Annotated in this window: 13 protein-coding genes; 9 read left to right on the top strand and 4 right to left on the bottom strand. The window is 57.9% G+C overall.

Annotation, left to right across the window (positions count from 1 at the left end; genetic code table 11):
- A complete protein-coding gene (locus Poly24_RS27640) occupies window positions 1–123 on the top strand; it encodes a hypothetical protein (protein WP_261343107.1) in 123 nt (40 codons plus the stop codon).
- On the opposite strand, the gene Poly24_RS10660 is transcribed toward Poly24_RS27640, so the two are convergent.
- Window positions 100–2,763: a DUF5060 domain-containing protein gene (locus Poly24_RS10660; protein WP_197452482.1), complete on the bottom strand. Its 2,664-nt coding sequence runs from the start codon at window positions 2,761–2,763 to the stop codon at window positions 100–102. The genes Poly24_RS27640 and Poly24_RS10660 overlap by 24 nt on opposite strands.
- 354 nt (window positions 2,764–3,117) lie before the next feature.
- Here Poly24_RS10660 and Poly24_RS10655 point away from each other — a divergent pair, with 354 nt between their 5' ends.
- The 5 genes from Poly24_RS10655 (at window position 3,118) to Poly24_RS10635 (ending at window position 12,707) form a co-directional block, all read left to right on the top strand.
- Entirely contained in the window at window positions 3,118–3,696 is a 579-nt protein-coding gene (locus tag Poly24_RS10655; protein ID WP_231753571.1) for a sigma-70 family RNA polymerase sigma factor, read from the top strand.
- Window positions 3,693–7,361 (top strand): PSD1 and planctomycete cytochrome C domain-containing protein, encoded by a 3,669-nt coding sequence (locus tag Poly24_RS10650; RefSeq protein WP_145094447.1) that lies wholly within the window; start codon window positions 3,693–3,695, stop codon window positions 7,359–7,361. Before Poly24_RS10655 ends, Poly24_RS10650 begins: the two co-directional genes overlap by 4 nt.
- 48 nt (window positions 7,362–7,409) lie before the next feature.
- Window positions 7,410–8,891 (top strand): DUF1501 domain-containing protein, encoded by a 1,482-nt coding sequence (locus Poly24_RS10645; protein ID WP_145094444.1) that lies wholly within the window; start codon window positions 7,410–7,412, stop codon window positions 8,889–8,891.
- Window positions 8,892–9,095: 204 nt separating this feature from the next.
- Complete coding sequence (locus Poly24_RS10640) at window positions 9,096–11,171, top strand: PSD1 and planctomycete cytochrome C domain-containing protein (RefSeq protein WP_231753570.1); 2,076 nt, start codon at window positions 9,096–9,098, stop codon at window positions 11,169–11,171.
- 72 nt (window positions 11,172–11,243) lie between these two features.
- Complete coding sequence (locus tag Poly24_RS10635; RefSeq protein ID WP_197452481.1) at window positions 11,244–12,707, top strand: DUF1501 domain-containing protein; 1,464 nt, start codon at window positions 11,244–11,246, stop codon at window positions 12,705–12,707.
- A 30-nt stretch (window positions 12,708–12,737) separates the two neighbouring features.
- Here the strand turns inward: Poly24_RS10635 and Poly24_RS10630 are convergent, their stop codons facing one another.
- Window positions 12,738–13,712 carry a glycosyltransferase family 2 protein gene (locus Poly24_RS10630; protein WP_145094439.1) on the bottom strand — a complete coding sequence of 325 codons (975 nt, stop codon included), beginning with the start codon at window positions 13,710–13,712 and terminating at the stop codon, window positions 12,738–12,740.
- 158 nt (window positions 13,713–13,870) lie between these two features.
- Between Poly24_RS10630 and Poly24_RS10625 the strand changes: the two genes are divergently transcribed.
- Window positions 13,871–14,893, top strand: coding sequence for a ThiF family adenylyltransferase (locus tag Poly24_RS10625; RefSeq protein ID WP_145094436.1), 1,023 nt, complete (start codon window positions 13,871–13,873; stop codon window positions 14,891–14,893).
- Window positions 14,894–15,151: 258 nt separating this feature from the next.
- Window positions 15,152–16,315 (top strand): helix-turn-helix domain-containing protein, encoded by a 1,164-nt coding sequence (locus Poly24_RS10620; protein WP_145094433.1) that lies wholly within the window; start codon window positions 15,152–15,154, stop codon window positions 16,313–16,315.
- A 185-nt stretch (window positions 16,316–16,500) separates the two neighbouring features.
- On the opposite strand, the gene Poly24_RS10615 is transcribed toward Poly24_RS10620, so the two are convergent.
- Window positions 16,501–16,779: a hypothetical protein gene (locus tag Poly24_RS10615; RefSeq protein ID WP_145094430.1), complete on the bottom strand. Its 279-nt coding sequence runs from the start codon at window positions 16,777–16,779 to the stop codon at window positions 16,501–16,503.
- A 168-nt stretch (window positions 16,780–16,947) separates the two neighbouring features.
- Window positions 16,948–18,600: a ribonuclease Y gene (gene rny / locus Poly24_RS10610; RefSeq protein WP_145094427.1), complete on the bottom strand. Its 1,653-nt coding sequence runs from the start codon at window positions 18,598–18,600 to the stop codon at window positions 16,948–16,950.
- Window positions 18,601–19,671: 1,071 nt separating this feature from the next.
- Between rny and Poly24_RS10605 the strand changes: the two genes are divergently transcribed.
- The gene (locus Poly24_RS10605; RefSeq protein WP_145094424.1) at window positions 19,672–20,946 is read left to right on the top strand and encodes a porin; all 1,275 of its coding nucleotides are present in this window, start codon (window positions 19,672–19,674) and stop codon (window positions 20,944–20,946) included.
- Window positions 20,947–20,960: the final 14 nt, after the last annotated feature.

Raw genomic sequence — 20,960 nt, 5'->3', positions numbered from 1 at the left:
ATGAGTTTTGTTGAAGAACCTACGATGCCGCCGGCGACGGGTCTGTGGACAGCGGTGATCACCGACGACGTGTCTCGCGTTTCGCAACGCAACGCTCGCTTAATCCTTGCGAAGAACGACTAACCAGTCTTCGTCCGCGTCTTGCGGGGCGGCCCCTAAAGCAACCTTCGATCCACCCTGCACCGATTTGATCGAGCCCGTTGCCAGGTCGCCACCCACGCGGGGATTGTACCAATGGACTCGAAAGGAACCGTCGACGTTGGACAAATCCAGTTCGGAAGTTACACCATCGGGAAGGTAGACCAAATAGATCTCGCCCGGCTTCGCAAAGCAGAATTTCGAATCGCCGTGATCGTCGTTGCCAACCAAAGCGTCCGCGTTTTTCATTTCCCAGAATGGAATCGCATTGTCATGAAAGAATGCGATTGCGATACGACAGTAGTCCCAACTTTGGTCGCGGCTGCGCCAATCCTGGCAAACGATATCGTTCTCATCGAACTGATATCCGAAGTAGTATTCGTTCCCGGCGCCACCGGCCATCAGCGTCCCCCACAGCGTTAGCTTGCGCACGTCATGCTGAGTCTCCGCCATTTTTCCTGTCCGGTCATGTCCATCAAAGCCTCGGTACCCAAGGTCCGGAGCCTGTGCATGAGCTGCACTCCCTGATTCATCAAACGCCACAACCCATGGCCGACCGACGCGTGCCGATTCACGCACCCACCGGAGCGTATCGGCATGGGTCGCTTGGAGACTGCTGTTCTGCAACGAGACCCCCGTCAGCTTGGACCGTTCCCCCAGCAGCGCACCGTAAATCCGATCGTGTTGGCCAGGATACGTGTGCAGTACGATGTGGTGATCGTATGGATCGAGTTCAGCCAAATAGTCGATCATCGCCACCTGTTGTTCGGTGCTCTGTGTGTTCTCTTCACCGATGTTCCAGTTCAACGCGAGGTTGTGCCCGAAACGCGCGACCAACTCGCGGCAATACAATTTTCGCTGTACGCCCAGATTGCCGTCATCGAAACATTCGGGAACAAAGCCCTGTTTTCCTTTTCCGGTGCGATGGTCGTCGTTCTCCGTCTCCTGCAATTTAAAATGCAAGTACATTCCTCGAGCGGTTCCGTGGTCGAAAACGATTCCCCATTGGTCCAACTTGCTACAATCGTAATGCAGCTTATCCTCACGCTGAATGAACGGCCACACATTGTCTCCGTCACCGCCGGCGTTGTAGGTCAGGAAAGAAAACGCATTGCAGCCTTTACCCGACAGATAGTTGATCGCACCGATCAGCCCGCGTCCCTTCTGGTCTCCCCAAGTCGGATCCCCCGGATTCCAATCGTTGCGATGCGGCCCCCACGTTTTGATCGGAGCCTTCTTAGGATTGCCCGCGATGGTGTTGTCGAAGTCGGCGTAGGCAAGGAGCGTTTCGGGCGCATCGGCTCCCACTTTCAAGAAGTACTTTTGTGAGCCCGCGAACTGCAAGTAGTGCTTTCCGACGTATTGCAATCGGCCTTGCCCGCGCAAGTCGCGTCCGCGTTTATCACTGGCTTCAATCTCAAGACTTCCCGACACTCCATCAAACGGCTGCATCGGCGTCGCGTCCACCGCGCTGTCCAATGCGGCCCCATTGCCTTGATCAAACGAAACCACATAGTTCCACGTACCGGTTCGATCGGGAGCAAAGTGCGCCCGCCACACGGTCCCCGATTCCGCGGACGAATTCGCCGCATTCCCGTCGGCTGCGAAGTAACCCGGCACGGTGTAGGCCTTTCCATCGTCATGCGTGAATCGGACCGTCATTCGATAGTCGGTAAATGGATTCGGCGCATTGTCTTTCTCATGAGCGAAGGGTCCGTTTAAGTCGAGTGTCACCTTGTGCCATTGCTTCGTTTCGCCGGAGACCGAAACGCGACCATCTCCATCGCGACGGCGTGGCAATTGGAGAGGTTGCAGGCTTGATGGCTTGGTGGGACTTGAGCGTTGCGCGGCCGCTGCGGCGGCGGGGACCATCGGAAACGGTTTGGGCAGCGTCCCCGAATGAACGACCGGCGATGGGCCCACCCCGTTGGGACGCGTGAAGTCACGTTCCCGTGTGAGCAGCCATTTGTCGAATTCGAATCCATCCTCACGCATCGAAAATTGAATCACATGTTCGCCCGCCGATTCGATGTCGAGGAAGATTTTGTACGGTTCGCCACAGTGTTGCTGGTCGGTTCGTTGTTTGCTTTCCCAACGCCAGCCATTCTTCCCCTCACACCACTGCATCCTTTGACCGCTTGCAGGCCACTGTCCATCGATTCCGACATGCAGCCCGTTGTCTTCGGACCCCGTGGAATACGCGCGAACCCAAACATAGTACCGGCCCGGATTGGCGATGTGAACTTTGTAATGCAGCACCGCCATCGCCCCCGCCTCGGGAGCGAAGTTCACGCCCTTGACTAACTTATGGCCATGGTTGCGACGCGTGTCGGGCAAAATTTCCAGGTAGGCGCCGCCGCTTGCGCCGGCAACATGAGTCGGGTCGCCATCGGGCTGAGCCGCCGGCGTTTGCGTAGCGTGTGTCAGGTAGAAAGCCCGAGTATCGGACAACGTCTGCTGGAAAAAGTGCTCTGCTTCGACGGCAAGCATTCCATCGGTTTCGGCAAAGACAACCGACGGAGCCACGATCGGCGTTTGTGCCCGCAACCCTCCACAGGTCGCCAACGTAAACAAACATAGCCACACAGCCCGCGGGAACGGGTCGACGCTCGTACAACGTGTCATGACGGATACTCAAAAAGATGGATTGGAAGAGGGCTCCAATTTATCGCAGCGACAATGGCAATGCCAATGAATCCGCAACCTGTTTGGCGAAAATCAACCTCGATACCGGGCCGGCAGTAGGTTGCCCCCCACCTCCGTTTCAAGGTCGCATGTCTCCCTTGCCTCCCTATTGCCTCCATTGCAGAAAGACATCTTTCCTACCAACCTCCGCAGCGCAACAGAGCTCTAGCAATGCGTGCTCGATCGGCACGCCGCCCAAGGACGTGCCCCCTGCCGAACGGATTGGAAATCTTTTTCAAAATTTGCGTAAAGTCAAACGTTCTGCGAACATTCTTTCTTTGGAGAGATAACGTATTGGCTAATTCGCGTTCGGCATTGGACGACCTGTTGCAACAGGCGCAAGGCCCGTTGCTTGGTTATTTGATCAGGCTCACGGGTTCGGTGCATGTTGCGCAGGATCTGTTGCAATCCGCCAACGTAACGGTGATCGAAAAACAAGCGTCGTTCGCTCCGGGAACCCATTTCATCGCGTGGATGCGACAGATCGCGTTGAACCATTATCGGAATCACGTGCGCAAACAGGCGTCGTTCCAGACGGAGGTCTTGGTCGATGACCGATTGCACGAGGTCATCGAGCGACGCCATCGTCAACGGATGGATCAACAGCGGCAAGAATCGGATTGGCAGCGGTTGCAGGATTGCCTACGGAATCTACCAAGCCACCAGCAAGCGATCGTCCAACGGTTTTATTTGGACGGTCAGTCGTTGTCGGAACTGGCCGACGCGACCGGACGGAATGCAAATGCGATCGGCCAAACCTTGCATCGCGCAAGGCTTACGCTGATGGAGTGCGTGAAGTTCTCAGGCGAAGAGACCCCACCGGTCACCAACGCCTGGGAACGCGCGTCGGAACAAGGTGCGGAATTACCATGAGTGTCAACGAGCGTTTTGATCGGCTGTTGCAAAAACATCTGGCCGGAGAGCTGACGATCGACGAAGTGCACGCGTTGCGGACGATCCTGTTGTCGTCGCCCGAAGCACTCGATCGCTACTTGGACCTTTGCGAATTGGACGAACACTTGTCGCATCCCACGGGGCCGTCGACGTCGCCACGGCAATCTCCTGCAACGCTCCCCCCGCCGATTCGGCACTCGGCGCTCTGGCTCACTCTTGTTTCTCTGGCAGCATCCCTGCTGTTTGCCGTCGGTTCGATGATGCCCCCCAGCGGCGACGATTCGCAAACCGTGCGCATCGCTGCGCTCAGCGACGTAGCCGACGTGAAGGACGCCGCCGCGACACCCCCGCGGCGGGCAGCGAATCCGTGGAAAGTCATCCAATCGACCGGTTCGATGAACCATCCACGGTTGCTGGAAGCCTCGATTCCCAACGTCACGACCGTTTCGCATCGCAAGCTTCAGTTCAATCGCGATATCCGTCCGATCCTTTCGGAGACCTGCTTCCATTGCCATGGGCCAGACGAACAGGGCCGTCGCGCCGATCTGCGTCTGGACACTGCCGAAGGCGCTACCACCGATCGAGGCGGCTACCAACCGATCGCCCCAGGGGACCTGGAGAACAGTGAAGCGTGGCGGCGGATTATCAGTGAAGATCCGGATCTCCTGATGCCGCCAGCCGAATCCCATTTGGTTTTGTCCGACGACCAGAAAACGTTGTTGCGGCGTTGGATTGAAGAAGGGGCGGAGTACCAAGGGCATTGGGCGTTCATGGCTCCGGTCGCGCCGGCGGTACCCGATGTCGATTTCACCGACCCGCAAGCCGATCGGAACTGGAGTCATAACGCGATCGATTCGTTTGTCGCGGCGCGACTGGCTGAAGCCGGCATGACACCGTCGGTCGAAGCCGAGCCGAGCACATTGATCCGGCGGTTGACGCTTGATCTGATCGGTTTACCTCCCACCGTCGCGGAAACTCGCGATTTTGTGAGCGATTACGAATCACGTGGCGAAGCCGCCTACCAAGATGCGATCACTCGGTTATTCCAATCGCCGCATTTTGGCGAACGGATGACGTTGCCTTGGTTGGATCAGGCCCGCTACGCCGACACCAACGGCTATTCGATCGATGGCGGACGCGACATGTGGTTGTGGCGTGATTGGGTGATTCAAGCTTACAACGACAACATGCCTTATGACCAATTCGTCATCGAACAATTGGCTGGCGACTTGCTGCCCAACGCAAGCGATGGCCAACACATCGCAACGGGGTTTAACCGCAACCACATGATCACGCACGAAGGAGGGACGATTCCCGAAGAGAATCTCACCAACTATACGGCCGATCGTGTGAAGACCACGTCCGAAGTCTTCCTGGGACTGACGATGGGATGCGCGCAATGTCACGATCATAAATACGATCCGATCTCGCAAAAGGAATACTACCAATTCTTCGCCTTCTTCAATCAATTGGAGGATCGCGGTCTCGACGGAAACTCCGGCCAAAACTCAGCTCCCCACATCACGGCGCAAACGGTATTGCGGAGCGACGAATTGAACGACTTGGAAGCGGAACTTGCCCAATCGCGTCGTCAATTGGCCGAAACGACCGAAGGCTTTGACGAATGGTTGGACGCGCAGCGACGTCGTGAAAAAGCCCGTGGCGAGGGCTTTCAGTTTCTCGATACCGAACTGCTCGACGTTTCGGCACCGAACGTTCCCGGCACGATCGAATTCGAACCGACAGGATCCGTATCGTTAATGAGTCCACGCGGTGGGCTCAATGGACTGAGCCATTCGATGCGCGTGTCGTCGGGCAATTTGGGCGGCCCAAACATGGTGTCGGGAGTGCGTATCGAATTCTTTCCGCAACCCGTACCGGTCGCAAAAGACTCCCAGGAGACCAAGCCCTCGTTGACACCGTTTGCCGAAGGGGTTCCCAAGGTCACGACGGTGTTGGTTTCCGCAACGGGACAGCCCGCCGATCAAGTCGACTACCATCGCCAGGTCGCGTTTGTTGAGGCGACGGCCACAAGCGCCGCGGAGGGCCATCCGCCGCGGGCGATCTTCCAGGAGAATAACGCGCGTTGGTGGCAACCCGCCGATGGGGAAAGCAACCAACATTTAACGCTGACGTTTGCCGAACCGGCCGACCTCGAAAAGACTCCGTATTTGAGCGTGCTTGTCGTCTTTGGTCAGTCGCAATCGCTGCCGTTTCAATGGAGGATCCGTCCGTTTGTGGGCAACGATACCGACAGTCCTTGGGACGCCGAACGGGCCGTCGCCCTGGCGAACCCCGAAGCCGACGGGGACGCCGTCATGCGTTCGCGCTTGTTATCCGCATTCCGGGAGTCTGCCGCGACCTTGGAAACGCTGCGGGTTCGCATCGCCAACCTCGAAGAACGCCATGCGGTGTTGACCCAAAAACATTCCGCGATGGTGATGAACGTCGCGGCACAACCGAGACAAACCTTTGTCCTCGACCGTGGCCAATACGATGCGCCGACCGAGCCGGTCGCGCCCGCCACGCCGAAGATTTTGCCAACCTTGATGACCGCCGCGACGCAGCAGGACGAAACCACCTCCGCGAAGAGAGCTTCGGAAATCGACCGGACACCGGAAACGGATGATCCAGCAAACGTCGAAACGATTCCTAACGAGGCGTTTCCGCAGGACGAAGCGAATCGGTTGGATTTCGCTCAATGGTTGGTCCGTCCCGATCATCCCCTCACCTCACGTGTTGCGGTCAATCGGATCTGGAAGATCTTTTTCGGAACCGGCCTGGTGGCGACCTCCGCCGACTTCGGATCGCAGGGCGAATTCCCCAGCCACCCCGAACTGCTCGATTATCTCGCGACCCATTTCGTGGAAATAGGTTGGGATCAAAAACAATTGATCCGCGAAATCGTCAGTAGTGCGACGTATCGGCAGCAAGCGACAGCCACCGACGCTCAACTGGCGATCGATCCCAAGAACCGCCTGTTCGCTCGCGGTCCACGATTCCGGTTGCCAGCCGAATTGATCCGGGACCAAGCTCTGGCGGTCAGTGGCCTGCTGGTGCGGCGGATCGGCGGCCCAAGCGTTCAGCCTTATCAACCACCGGCGCTGTGGAAAGAGGTGAGCCACTTTGGAAGCACTCCCGCCACCAAGCAGGTGTTTGTTCAAGACCATGGCGAGAAACTGTATCGGCGCAGCATGTACACGATCGTCAAACGCACCAGTCCTCACCCGGCCATGTCGGCGTTCGATGCGCCCAGCCGAGAGATGTGCATGGTCGATCGAGGGACCACTAACACTCCCGTCCAGGCGTTGGTGACGTTGAACGATCCACAATTTGCCGAAGCGGCACGCGTGTTGGCCGCCGCGTTGCTTCGCGAGAAGGCGGTTGCCGACGATCAGCAAAGGATTCGCCAGGCATTCCAACGCGTGCTCTGCCGGGACCCCAACGCGCAGGAGATCGAGCAGGTCGCGGCGTTGTTGGCCGAGGAACGCGCTCGCTTTGCCGCATCCCCTCGCGATGCACAGGCAGCGGTCTCGGTGGGCGAATGGCCTCCGGCGGTCGAGATCGATCCGGTCGAACAAGCCGCATGGATGCAGGTCGCGACGTTGTTGTTGAACCTCAGCGAAACGATGACGCGCGGTTAATTCGATGTCCTCTATCCGTCCCTTTTCCTCAACCAGCGACGAAGATTCATGAGACGCTCCCTGCCAAATGAAATTGGTCTCCAACAATCGCAACTCACCACGCGTCGATCGCTGCTGGGCGGATCGGCGGCAGGAATTGGCGCGTTGGCGTTGGGCCAGTTGTTGGCCAACGAAACGCGTGTCGATGCGGCGCGTCCGGAGCTCGGGCAGGGACTCCCTGGACTGCCCCATTTTGCCGCCAAAGCCAAACGGGTGATCTACTTATTTCAATCGGGCGGCCCAAGCCACATTGATCTCTTTGATCACAAAGAGTCGTTGGATCAATTGCACGGGACCGATCTGCCCGATTCGGTTCGCGGCACCCAGCGATTAACGGGGATGACGTCGCGACAGACCAGCTTCCCCGTCGTCAAACCGCTTTGGGGTGGCAAGCCATGCGGCGCCCACGGCACTTGGATTGGCAACACCTTGCCTTACACGCAATCGATCGCCGATGAGATCACGATCGTCCGATCGATGTGGACCGAAGCGATCAATCACGATCCGGCGGTGACCTACATCAACACCGGATCGCAACAGATGGGGCACGCTTCGATGGGAGCATGGCTTAGCTATGGTCTCGGCAGCGAAAACGAAGACTTTCCTGCCTACATGGTGCTGCTGAGTCAAGGGACGGGCAAAAACCCTGGCCAACCATTGTTCTCGCGACTCTGGGGCAGCGGCTATCTACCGTCGAGTCATCAGGGAGTGATGCTGCGTCCGGGAGCGAACCCGGTGCTTTACCTGCAGAACCCGGCGGGAGTTTCCCGCGATTCGCGGCGCACGTTGTTGGATACGCTGGGCCAGCTGAACCAGATGCACGCGGCGGATGCCGGCGATCCCGAGACCTTGGCACGGATTGAAGCGTATGAAATGGCATTCCGGATGCAGACTTCGGTTCCCGATCTGACCGACGTTTCGGACGAACCGGAATCGACCTTTGCTTTGTATGGCGAGGACTCGCGGCGGCCCGGTTCGTTTGCCGCCAACTGCCTGCTCGCCCGTCGGATGGCCGAGCGTGGCGTGCGTTTCATTCAATTGTTCCATCGCGGTTGGGACCAACATGTGTCGCTGAAAAATCAATTGCCGCGCCAATGCAAAGATGTCGACCAAGCCTCCGCGGCCCTGATTCAAGATCTCCGGCGATTGGGGATGCTGGACGATACGCTGGTGATTTGGGGAGGCGAATTTGGCCGCACGGTCTACAGCCAAGGTGCTTTGGACAGTCCCACCTCGGGGCGCGATCACCACGGTCGCTGTTTCACGACATGGTTGGCAGGCGGTGGGGTTAAAGCGGGCTTTGATTACGGAACGACCGATGAATTCGCTTACAACATCGTTGAAAACCCCGTTCATATCCGTGACCTCAACGCCACCATCCTCCATCTGCTGGGGATCGATCACAGTCGCTTCAGCTTCAAATTCCGCGGCCTCAGCCAACGCCTGACCGGCGTCGAAGAGGCGCACGTCGTCGACGGGATCATTAGCTAGCGCGATCGCCCCCTGCAATCCAGTTCTTCGCCGCGATCGACGTGGCGTCCAGCCACGCGATCACGATTGAGAGCTCGAAGGATTCGGGCCTCTTGCGATTCGTGTTTGGGCAATCGTGTCGATTTCCTGCTAAGATGAAGATCCATCCTCGCCCCCCACCGCACGTTCTTCTTCTCGATCCTGCAATCCTTGGCCTCGATCCGCATGACTACCGCGCGTTTTCCTCTTTTGCATTTTCGATTCGCTGCCGCCTTGCTTGCATTAGGGATCGGTGGAAAGGTGAGCCTGATGGCGGCCGCTCCCGCGTCGGTCGAATTCAATCGCGATGTCCGCCCCATCTTGGCCGAATATTGTTACGCGTGTCATGGATTTGACGAAGCGGCACGCGAAGGGGATCTACGGCTGGACACATTCGCTGGCGCTACGGGAGCGGAAGGAGGAGCGGCCGCAATCGCGCCGGGAATGCCCGAGGACAGCACATTGATGGAGCGGATCCTGGCGGACGATCCCGACCTCGTGATGCCTCCATCGACGTCGGGAAAACAGTTGACGGCCGCACAGAAACAAACGCTACGGCAATGGATCGTGCAAGGCGCACGCTACGATCAACACTGGGCATTCGCGCTGCCCCATCGCAGTCCTTTCCCGAAATCGACACGGTCGGAACACCCGGTCGATCAATTTGTTCAGGCGCGGTTGGACGCCGCGGGACTGCAACCGTCCCCCCGAGCCGATGAAACAACATTGATTCGACGGATCAGTTTGGATTTGATCGGCCTGCCTCCCACGCCTGCAGAAGTCGATGCGTTTATTGCTGCGGCCGAGGAAGATTTTGATTCGGCCTATCGAGCCCTCGTCGAACGCTTGTTAGCCAGTCCTCACTACGGCGAACGTTGGGGACGATGGTGGCTCGATCAAGCGCGGTACGCCGACAGCAACGGCTATTCGATCGACGCCCCACGGCAGATCTGGAAGTATCGCGACTGGGTCGTCAACGCACTGAACCGCGACATGCCGTTCGATACGTTCACGATCGAACAATTGGCGGGGGATCTGTTGCCCGACGCCACGCAAAGCCAACGGATTGCGACGGGCTTTCATCGCAATACGCAAATCAATCAGGAAGGTGGCATCGACAAGGAACAGTTTCGCGTCGATAGCGTCTTCGATCGCGTTGCCACGACGGGAACCGTTTGGTTGGGACTGACCATCGGTTGTGCCCAATGTCACGATCACAAATTCGATCCGATCACGCAGGTCGAATATTACCAGATGTTTGCGTTCCTGAACAATCAAGACGAACCGACACTGAAGATCCAAGACAAGCTGACGACGTTGGTCATGAAAGAGCGGTCCAAGCCACGCAAAACGCATGTGCTGATCAAAGGGGACTTCACACGTCCGGATGCCGAAGTGACCGCCGGCACGCCATCGATCCTGCATCCGTTGCCGACCAGCGACCGCCCCGCCAATCGGCTGGACTTGGCCCAATGGATCATGAGTCCGGAAAATCCGCTGACGGCCCGGGTGATCGTCAATCGGATCTGGCAGCACTATTTTGGCCGCGGCCTATCGGAGATCGACAACGATTTCGGTTTGCAAGGCAGTTCGCCATCGCATCCCGATCTATTGGATTGGCTGGCCGTCGAATTCATCGCCCGTGACTGGAGCCTGAAAGAGATGCATCGCTTGATCGTCAGCAGCGACACCTACCAACAGACCTCGCTGCGTCGCGCCGAGCTCGATCAAAGCGATCCGCACAATTATCTTCTGGGCCGTCAACAACGGCTGCGTTTGGATGCTGAAATCGTTCGCGATGTCTCCTTGGTGGCGAGCGGATTGTTGTCGACGAAGCTGGGAGGCCCGCCGGTCTACCCACCGATCCCCGAAGGGATCATGGGCCAGGGACAGGTCAAGCGTTCGTGGAACACCAGCAAAGGAGAAGACCGGTATCGGCGGGGAATCTATACGTTCAAGTTCCGCGCCACACCGCCTCCGTCGTTAAACGTGTTCGACGCGCCCGATGGGCTGAGCAGTTGCACGCGGCGTATCCGTAGCAACACGCCGCTGCAAGCGCTCACGCTGATGAACGATCCCGCCTTTTTTGAATTCGCCCAAGCATTGGAACAGATCATCCGCGACGAAGGGCTGGAATCCGCATTTCGCCGCTGCACGTCGCGAGCGCCCGGTGCCGAAGAGCTTGCCATTCTGGAACGCCTCGATCCGCTCGGCGCCGCTCGGGCGATGCTGAACCTGGACGAAACGATCACCCGCGAATAACACCGGCAGCGATCCCCACCGCGCCGCGGACGCCGCCTTCCCGACAAACACGCCTCTAGCGATGGAATGACCATGGACCCCACCCAAAACGCTCAAACGCAATGGCTTCGCGATCAGACGCGTCGCCATTTTTTCAGCCGCTGTTCGATGGGACTCGGTTCGATCGCCCTGTCGTCACTGATGGCCGAACGCGGAAGGGCGGATAACGATACGCAATCGCAAAACCCGATGGCGCCCAAGCCGAGCCATTTTCCAGGCAAAGCGAAGAACGTGATCTTTCTGTTCATGGCAGGCGGGCCGACTCAGCTGGAAACGTTTGAGTACAAGCCGAAGTTGACCGAGCTCAACGGCGAACCGATCCCAGAAAGTTTTGTCGCGGGAAAACGCTTCGCATTCATGGACAGCAGCCATCGCAGCAACCTGCTGGGCCCAACACAAAAGTTCCAACAGTACGGGCAAAACGGAGCATGGGTCAGCGACCTGCTGCCGCACACAGCCAAGATTGTCGATGAATTGACGATCGTGAAGACCTGTAAAACCGATCTGTTCAATCACGCGCCGGCAAAGCTGTTCATGAACACCGGCAGTGGCCAGTTCGGGCGGCCAAGCATGGGATCTTGGATCACGTACGGATTGGGTAGCGAATGTGACGACCTGCCGGGATTCTTGGTGCTGCAAAGCGGCCCGCGAGGCCCCCGTGGCGGGGCGGTGCTGTGGGGCAGTGGCGTCCTGCCGACAACGTACCAAGGCGTGCCGCTGCGGAATCAAGGCGATCCGATCTTAAATCTGTCGAACCCCGCGTCGATCAGCGATGTTCAACAGCGGCAATTGATCGACAGCGTGCGCGAACTGAACTTGAAGCGGTTGGTCGAAACGGGGGACCAAGAAATTTCCACCCGGATCAACGCGTACGAACTGGCGTACAAAATGCAAAGCTCGGCACCCGAACTGATGGATACGTCGGGCGAAAGCGCCGAGACGCTCGACCTGTACGGCATCAAGGATCCGCAGGAATCGAGCTATGCGCGAAACTGCCTGTTGGCGCGACGGTTGATCGAACGGGGTGTCCGCTGCATCCAACTGTATCACACCAACTGGGATCACCACGGCGGACCCACGGAAAACTTGCAGCAGCATCTTCCGAAAATCTGCAATGAGATCGATCAAGCCTCCGCCGCACTGGTCCTCGACCTGAAGCGTCGTGGTTTGCTGAAGGACACGATCGTGATTTGGGGAGGTGAGTTTGGCCGCACGCCGATGGGCGAAGTGCGTCAGAACACCGGTCGCAATCATCATATCGATGCCTTCACGATGTGGTTTGCCGGTGGCGGTTTTAAGCCAGGCTTGGTCTATGGAGAAACCGATGAGTTCGGATTCGGCCCCATCGAAAATCCAGTGCACGTCCACGACATTCATGCCACGCTATTGCACTTGTTAGGATTCGACCATCATCGTTTGTCGGTCCGCTTCCAAGGACTCGACTTCCGCCTCACGGGGGTCGACCCAGCGCGGGTGGTCCACGATTTGATCGCCTGACCCACGATCCGCTTGACCGCGCCCAACGCGTTATGCGGCGCGATGCACGGTTGCGGGTAGGGCTGCGGATTGCGTGACGCTGCGAATCGCAAACGGGCGACGATTGCTGCGTTGGTAATACAGTCGGGTGTTCATCTCGCCCAGCAAGCCGAGCCCCATGAACTGCAACGACACAATCCCCATAAAGACGGTCAGCAGCAGCAACGGATTGCCAGTCATATCGATGCCTCCGGCCAGCTTCATCGCCACCACGCCAAGCCCCGACAATCCGCTGATCCCAAGTGCCGCCAACGCCAAACGGCCAAGCAACTTCATCGGGCGATCCATGTAGTCGATCAGGAACTTGACCGTGATCAGATCCAACACGACGCGTGTCGTTCGGCTGAGCCCATACTTGCTGGTCCCGTACTGACGGGCATGATGGGTGACCACCATTTCTTGGCATCGGGCACCGCGCGCGTGGGCCAACACGGGGATAAAACGGTGCATCTCGCCGTAGAGATCCAATTCGTCCGCAACCTCCGACCGAATCGCTTTCAACGTGCAACCGAGGTCATGGATCGGCAGTCCGGTCACGCGTGAGATCAGCCGGTTGGCGATCAACGATGGCAGCTTGCGTGTCAGCCAAGTATCGTGGCGATCCTTCCGCCAACCATGAACCAAATCGGCGCCTTGGTCGATTGCTTCGAGCATCGCCGGAATATCGTCGGGGTCGTTCTGCAGATCGCCGTCAAGCGTCACCAGCACGCGTCCGCGCGCCTGTTCCAACCCGGCCTGCATCGCAGCGGTCTGACCGTAATTGCGACGAAAGTGAACCACTGTGACACGGCGATCGGCTGCGGCGATTTCGTCCAATCGCTGCGCACTGCCGTCGTTGGAACCATCGTCTACGTAAACGATCTCCGTTGCCGAAGGCAATTGGGGCAAAACGCGGGTCAACCGATCGTGTAGCGGACGGACGCTATCGGCCTCGTTAAAAATCGGAATAATGATCGAGACGTCCACGAGCGTGCCCAACAGGGGTGTCGAAGTTTAGCTACCGAGCCATCGTATCGCGTGGACGCCGTTGCTTTCAACGTCATTTTATCCAAGACGGATCGCCCCCGGCGCCGATCAGATCCAACCTCTCCCTCTCCCTTAGTCTTTGTTTTCGTTAAGCCCTCATGACTCGATCGAATCGATACGCGCGGCAGGTTCAATTCCCGCCCATCGGCGCCACGGGACAGTCCAAGCTTGCTGCGGCGCGGGTCTTGGTGTTGGGCGTCGGCGCCCTCGGAACGGTAGCGGCCGAATTGCTTGCCCGAGCGGGAGTCGGCATGCTGCGGCTTGTCGACCGCGACACGGTGGAATGGAGCAATCTGCAACGCCAATCTCTGTTCGAGGAATCCGATGCCGAATCGCAAGTTGCCAAAGCGGCTGCCGCAGCGGAGAAGCTGCAACGGATCAACAGTGAAATCGAGATCCAGGCCGAAGCGTGTGACGTCCATCCGGGTAACATCCTCAACCTGATGTCTGACATCAGCCTGGTCGTCGATGCCACCGACAATTTTCCAACGCGGTTGCTGTTGAATGACGCCTCGGTTGAATTGGGCAAGCCGTGGGTTCATGGCGGGTGCGTTGGGGCCCAGGGGCAGGTGGGTTTCTTCAATGGAATCGATCGACCTTGTTTTCGTTGCGTGGTGCCTGAGCTGCCGGACGCAGGGACGGTCCAGACGTGCGACACCGCGGGGGTTTTGAATGCCGCGACGCATACGATCGCCAGTTTGCAGGTCAGCCAAGCGATCCAATGGATCGTTAGCGGTCGGGCAGCGCTGCAGGGGAAGCTGCAAACGATCGATCTATGGTCGGCGCGTTTCCTGCAGATCGAGATCGCGAAACTGGCCCAGTCTCCCTGCCCGCTTTGCCAGGAGCGATCATTCGATTTCCTGCATGGCGAGATCGCTTCCCAACCGATCGTTTTATGTGGCCGCAACGCGGTACAAATCCCAGCCACCGGTGGCGTCTCGATTGACAAGATCGCTGACAACTGGCGAGGGATCGGCGAAGTGCAGCAAACCCGGTTCTTGTTGCGGTTGCGCATCGATCCTTTCGAGATCACACTGTTCGCCGACGGCAGGGCGATCGTGTCGGGAACCGAAGAGATCGCCAAGGCGCGGTCGTTGTACGCGCAATACGTGGGGCAATAGGTAAGGGAAACAGGCAAAGGAGCCGAGCGCTCCGAGAAACTTGCGAAACCAATGGGTGGATTACCACTTGGGGGGAAATGGCAACCATTATTTCCTGATTCGTGAATTTGAGGGCTCGCCCCCCTATGGAAGAGCAGCCGCTTTAATTAGATTGGAATTCTACCTTGAGGGGAAAATTCGGTACTTTAGCCGACTGCGAGTTGATTTGGCTCGGGCGCGGCTACGAAAACTCTATACGAAAGTTAAGGACTGAACGTCATGCGTTACGCATTTCGCCTTGCAGAACTCCTAGGGCATAATCCCGACCGCCGTCGTCGTCCCGGTACGATTAAGGCGATTGTTGAGCACACCGGTCTGGATCGACATCAAGTCGCTTCGCTGCTGAAGAATGAAGCGAAGTACATCCCGATCGAAGCCCTCTCGAAGCTGTGCGACTATCTGATCGATCATGGCCACGCGACGCCGGCCGAGTTGCCGGGGGCGTTGTTCGCCGTCCGCGCCGAACATTTTTGGGAACTACTGGCCCGCCGCCGCCAGCTGGAGCTGTGCGTTGGAATCCGCCAAGGGGATGTCAACGACGCCCCCGAACAAGCTTGGGTTGTCGCCTCGGACTCGGTCCTGATGGGAGCGCTGCTCAACGGTGTCTCCACGCTCGGTGGGTCTGCACGACACCATTCGGCCGGATCGAGCGCCAATGGCAGCACCAAAGCGGAAGAGAACCCACCGCAACCCGAGCGTCTGTTGCAGACATTGGTCTGGAGCCCAGGGCACGTTTCGGCGGAAGAGACGAATCTGCGGGCGAATTCTGTTTACGAGTCGTTCTCGGGAGCCCCAGGCGACAAGGCGATGGTCTGCATCGGTAGCGTGAAGAGCAATCCGGTGGCGGAAGTGCTGTTTTCCGAGGCGTTTGGTTGCGATCCGTTTGTCTCGCAAGATGACGTCGAAAAAGCTTCCGATCGCGCCTGCCCCTTCTTTATGCGGTACCGGGATTTCGATCCCAAGCCACCATCCTCCACGGCGGGTGAACGGTTGTCCAAGACCGAAGCCGCCGACAAGCCCGGATTGTGGGTGGAAACCGACAACGGCACGTGGGAATGGGCCGGTGGAGGTCAAAACTCCGACGTTGCGTTGGTGTTCTACATCTTCCGCGAAGCGTTGGGCCGTTTGGACATGGTGCTCAGCGGATTCACCGGGCGTGCGACGCGGTACCTAGCCAAAACCTTGGCCACCCGCAGCGAAGCCTTCTGGCCTCCGGTTTACGAAGAGCCGCACGTTCAAATCGGTGCGTATATCGTCGAATATGAGACCGACGGATCGAAGGCGAAGAGCGAAGATTTGCTGATGACGAACGTTTCGTCGGCAGCCAAGATCACGCCACTGTCGGCCAAAGCGATCGCTCGCCGGATCGTTTCGAACGGCTAATCCAGCCGACCTTCTTTGAAAAGCTCCGACGATCCGTCGGAGCGATTTGCGGCCGGACGCCACGCTTCGCGGTCGGTAAAGCGACGGGAAGAGGGCGGACCGATTGGCCCGCCAAGAAGACTCGCCTGCGCAACGGCGGCGGTGTCCCGTCTATAAAAACGCGAAGCGCCCTCTGAATCGCGACATCAGGCCGCCCGACGCAGCGTGGGTTGCGAGACTTCCTGGAACAGCTCGCAACAATCTTTGCGAACGGCAACCGATCCGTCGGGATCGAAGATCTTGATTTGGTTCTCTTCGACGAACCAAATCGCGGTATAGGGCCCAAACGCGAAGCGACGTCCGCAGTAATGTCCTTCGCGAATTAAGATCGCTTCGTTTGCGTTCCAAACGTTGGATGGGTGGTTCTTGCTGAACCACGCCTGCAGAAAGGCTCTGACTTCATCCAAACGTTGTGCATTGGACATCGGCTGCGCTCCGGAGTTCCACTTGTATCAAATCCTACAAGCCTCCTATCGGCATTTAACCGAAGCGGTCCATCGCTTTATCTGGCAAAAACGTATCCGCTTTGCAAATTGCCTAATTCAACACCCCGCCTACTTCCAGTGGGCGGTTGGTGCCAGGCAAGCCGACCGTTAACGGGCCAATTCGGTGAAGCGACTCTCGCGCACGACGGTCACTTTGATTTCCCCCGGATAGGTCAGCTGTTGCTCAAACGCCTTGGCAATATTGCGACAGATCGCCGCGGCCTTGGCATCGTCGGTGATCTTAGAATTTGCAATCACCCGCAACTCGCGTCCGGCCTGAATCGCAAACGCCTGTTCGACGCCATCAAATCCGGTGGCGATCGATTCCAGTTCTTCCATCCGTTTGACGTACCGTTCCAGCGACTCACGCCGCGCTCCAGGGCGACTGGCGCTGCAGGCATCAGCGGTCGCGACCAGCACGGTGTAGGGGAACTCGGTGATGATCTCGTCGTGGTGACCAAAGGCGGCGTGAACGACTTCGGGAGACTCATTGTGTCGCTTCAAAAGATCGGCACCGATCTTAGGATGGCCCCCTTCCAGTTCATGATCGGCCGCTTTGCCGATGTCGTGCAACAGCCCGCAGCGACGGGCGACGTCGGGATCCAGACCGATCATCTCCGCAATCATGCTGGCAAAGAACGCGACTTCGATGCTGTGACGCAACACGTTTTGGCTGTAACTGGTGCGGAAGTGCAACCTTCCAAGCATCTCGATGATGCGCTTGTTCAGCCCTGGCACGTTGACTTCGTCGGCCGCTTCTTCCCCCTTGCGACGGATGAAGTCGTCCAGTTCTTTGGACGTCTGCGCGACCACTTCTTCGATCCGCGATGGATGGATGCGGCCATCGGAAATCAGTTTGTCCAGCGATTGACGCGCCAATTCACGCCGCACCGGATCGAATCCACTGACGATCACCACGCCGGGGGAATCATCGATGATCACATCGATCCCGGTTGCCTTTTCAAAGGCGCGGATGTTACGTCCCTCGCGGCCGATGATCCGTCCCTTCATATCGTCGCTGGGGATATCGACGGTACTGGTGGTGTTTTCGGCGGTGTGAACCGCGGCGTACCGCTGCATCGCGTTTAACAGCATGTCGCGGGCTTTGGCGTCGAGCGTTTCGGACAGATTGCGTTCGTGATGCAGGATCGCGGTGCCGATCTCTTGATCCAGTTCGACCTGCAGCGTCTGCATCAATTGCTTCGAGGCTTCCTCTTTCGACATCCCGCTGGCCTGTTGCAGGATCTTTTGTTTTTCATCGGTCAATTGATCCAGACGTTCGCGTTTCCGATTGACCGCGTCGAGCTGTTGGGCGAGCCGACGTTGCGTGTTTTCCAGCCCCCGTTCTTGCTTCTTCAACCCCTCTTCGGATTGTGTCAGCACGGCCGCACGGGATTCCAAACCGCGCCGCGTTTCGTGCAGCGTCTCCTTGATCCGGCTGATCTCTTCATCGGCCTGCGATTTGTGACGCAAGACGACCTCCTTGGCTTCCAAGGTCGCGTTCTTTTGGATCGCTTCGGTGGCCAGTTTCGCTTTTTCGATCATCGCATCGGAATCCAATTGCGCTTGGCGGATGCGTCGTTTGTCGAGCGTCCGTTGGTACAACCAATTGCAATAAAAACCGAATAGCGCTCCGGCCAAGGCGAGCAAGATCAGGGTCGATGTGGAAATCAACCACAACCCGTATTCCGATGCCGAATCCTTGTCGACAGCCGCCAGCAGACACGCTTTGGCATCCCAGGCAATCTTTAACGCGTTCATCGCGAACTCCCTTATCGATCAGGAAGATTTCACGACCCGTGCAGTGGTTGACAGCTCGACGCGGCAAGCAGCAATCCCGATCGAGATCGATCTCAAAGATTGCTAGCGGCGTCGGTGGAAACTATTGGTATGAGACGGCGGGTATGATCGAACGGCGTAAATGAAGCGAATGAGGTTCTGCGGAGGTAAGTATCCTTGGCGATTCCGATTTGAGCGTCCTTCCAAAGGTTCGCATCAAACGTTTCCCAGGCGCTGCATCAGCGCAGCGTCCCTCCGACGCCGGATCGATAAATCCAAGCGGATCATGACCGCGCGGTAGACTTCGCCACAAAATCGATTTCCCGGTCCAAGCTGCTCGTGGCAACAATCCACCCTGGAGCGTGGAGTCGGTGACGACAGCAAACGCATTGCGATGCCGACACAAAACGACCACACTGCCGAGCAAAAATATCAGTCCGAGGACAAAGAGTAGCAGTAACATCAATACATACATCATTTAGCTTTGCGACCAAATTTGCCGAAGCAAACCAGCGACCAACCAACGGCCCAGGTTATGAAGACTTCGTTTATTCAAATTCAGTGGAATGGGTTTTGCCGAATGGCGAACACCCGCATAAGTCAACCTAAAGACATTCTCAATGCGGCTCTAACTGCCGCTCCCTAGGTTAGCCTGGATGATACCCGCGATCCTTTGAAAGTGCAATCATCTTCGCGGCCGATGCCGATCGGTTTGACAACTCCACGACTTCCCAACCCCTGAAAAATGCTGCAACCGGCCAACTCGACCACCATCCACTTTGTGGTCGCCCCGCCGTTGTAAGACGACGATTCTGGAAGGGCTTCTTCCAAGCGTGTTGAAGCGCGCTCCGGCGAAGCCGGCATGCTCCCAACTCCCAACCCTGATTGAAAATGCTAGCCATGCCCCGCGAAGGCCTTGGTTTGCTGAATGTGCGGATTGTGGCGCACGGCGGCTAGGATGGATGCCAGTGGAGCCCAGAATGCTGGGCGATTCCGCGGCTTCGTGTCGATCTCAGTGGACGGCACGGAATCGCGTTATCGACAGGGTTGGGTATGGCTCGCTTCACCGTTCGCATCTTTTTTATCGGCTTGCCGCTGGCGATCGCGTTGTCCGCGTGGCGTGGGGGGTGCGCGGACGCCAGCGACCTCGTCTCGGCTGAAGGTTGCCATTGCCTTTCCGTCACCGAGGCCTGTGACGCCCTGCCACGCCAGTGCGATGTTCCACTGGAAACCAGTTCCCTCGAGCAGCTTTGGTCCGCTTGCGAAGCCACCCACGGGATTGAAATGGGAGGCTGGATTTCTGCGGGCCTGACTCTCAATGGCGATGGCAATCGCAGCGGCACCGGGAACGCTCCGTACGGCTACAACAACGTTTCCGATGGCGTGGTCGTCAATCAAATGTGGGTGTTTGCCGAGCGGCAGATTGCCGACGACGGGGTCGATTGGGGCTTCCGAATCGACGCCCTGTTCGGCACCGATGGCCCCGACAACCAAGCGTTTGCTGATCAGACTTGGGACTTCGGTTGGAACAGCGGACGCGATTACGGAGTGGCGATCCCTCAAGTTTACGGCGACCTGCGCATCAACGATCTAATGATTCGCGCCGGCTATTTTTTAACGCCGATCGGATGGGAGAGTGTCCCCACGACGTTGAACTTCTTCTATTCGCACAGCTACACGTTTTATTACTCCGAACCCAACACGCACAGCGGATTCCTGGCGGCGTATGAGGTCAACGATCGGTTGACACTTCGTGGCGGTTGGACAATGGGAATGGACAGCAGTTTCGCCAACGAATTAAATGCATCAACATTCCTGGGTGGGGCGACGTTACAGATCAACGAAAAGACGACACTCACCTGGTCGGTTCTGGCAGGCGACTGGGGTGACGGCACCGGACGCAACGACGTTCCCAGCCACGAAGGGGACATCTATATTCACAGTTTGATCCTGGAGCATTCGCTCTCCGACCGCTGGACCTACGTGCTCCACAACGATCTCGGGGCAAACACCGACCCAACCGATGCGGCGGACGCGCGATGGTACGCGATCGTTCAATACCTCACGTATATAATCAACGACGCATGGCAAGCCGGAGGCCGCCTCGAATGGTTTCGGGACGATGAAGGCGTGCGGGTCGGATCGGGCCCGATCGACGCCACCGATTATTATGCAGCCACGTTGGGTTTGCATTGGCAGCCCACCCCACACTGGACGGTCCGTTCGGAAGTGCGTTGGGATGCGGCCGGAGGTGACAGCCTCCCCTTCGACAACGGCAGCGACGACGACTTCTTCACCTACGCCATCAATGCGATCTTCGCATTCTAAACGACCGCGATTCG

This window comes from Rosistilla carotiformis, from assembly GCF_007753095.1.
GTDB lineage: Bacteria > Planctomycetota > Planctomycetia > Pirellulales > Pirellulaceae > Rosistilla > Rosistilla carotiformis.
Note: the sequence above shows the minus strand (reverse complement) of the source record. Positions and strands in the feature narration are given on the sequence as shown.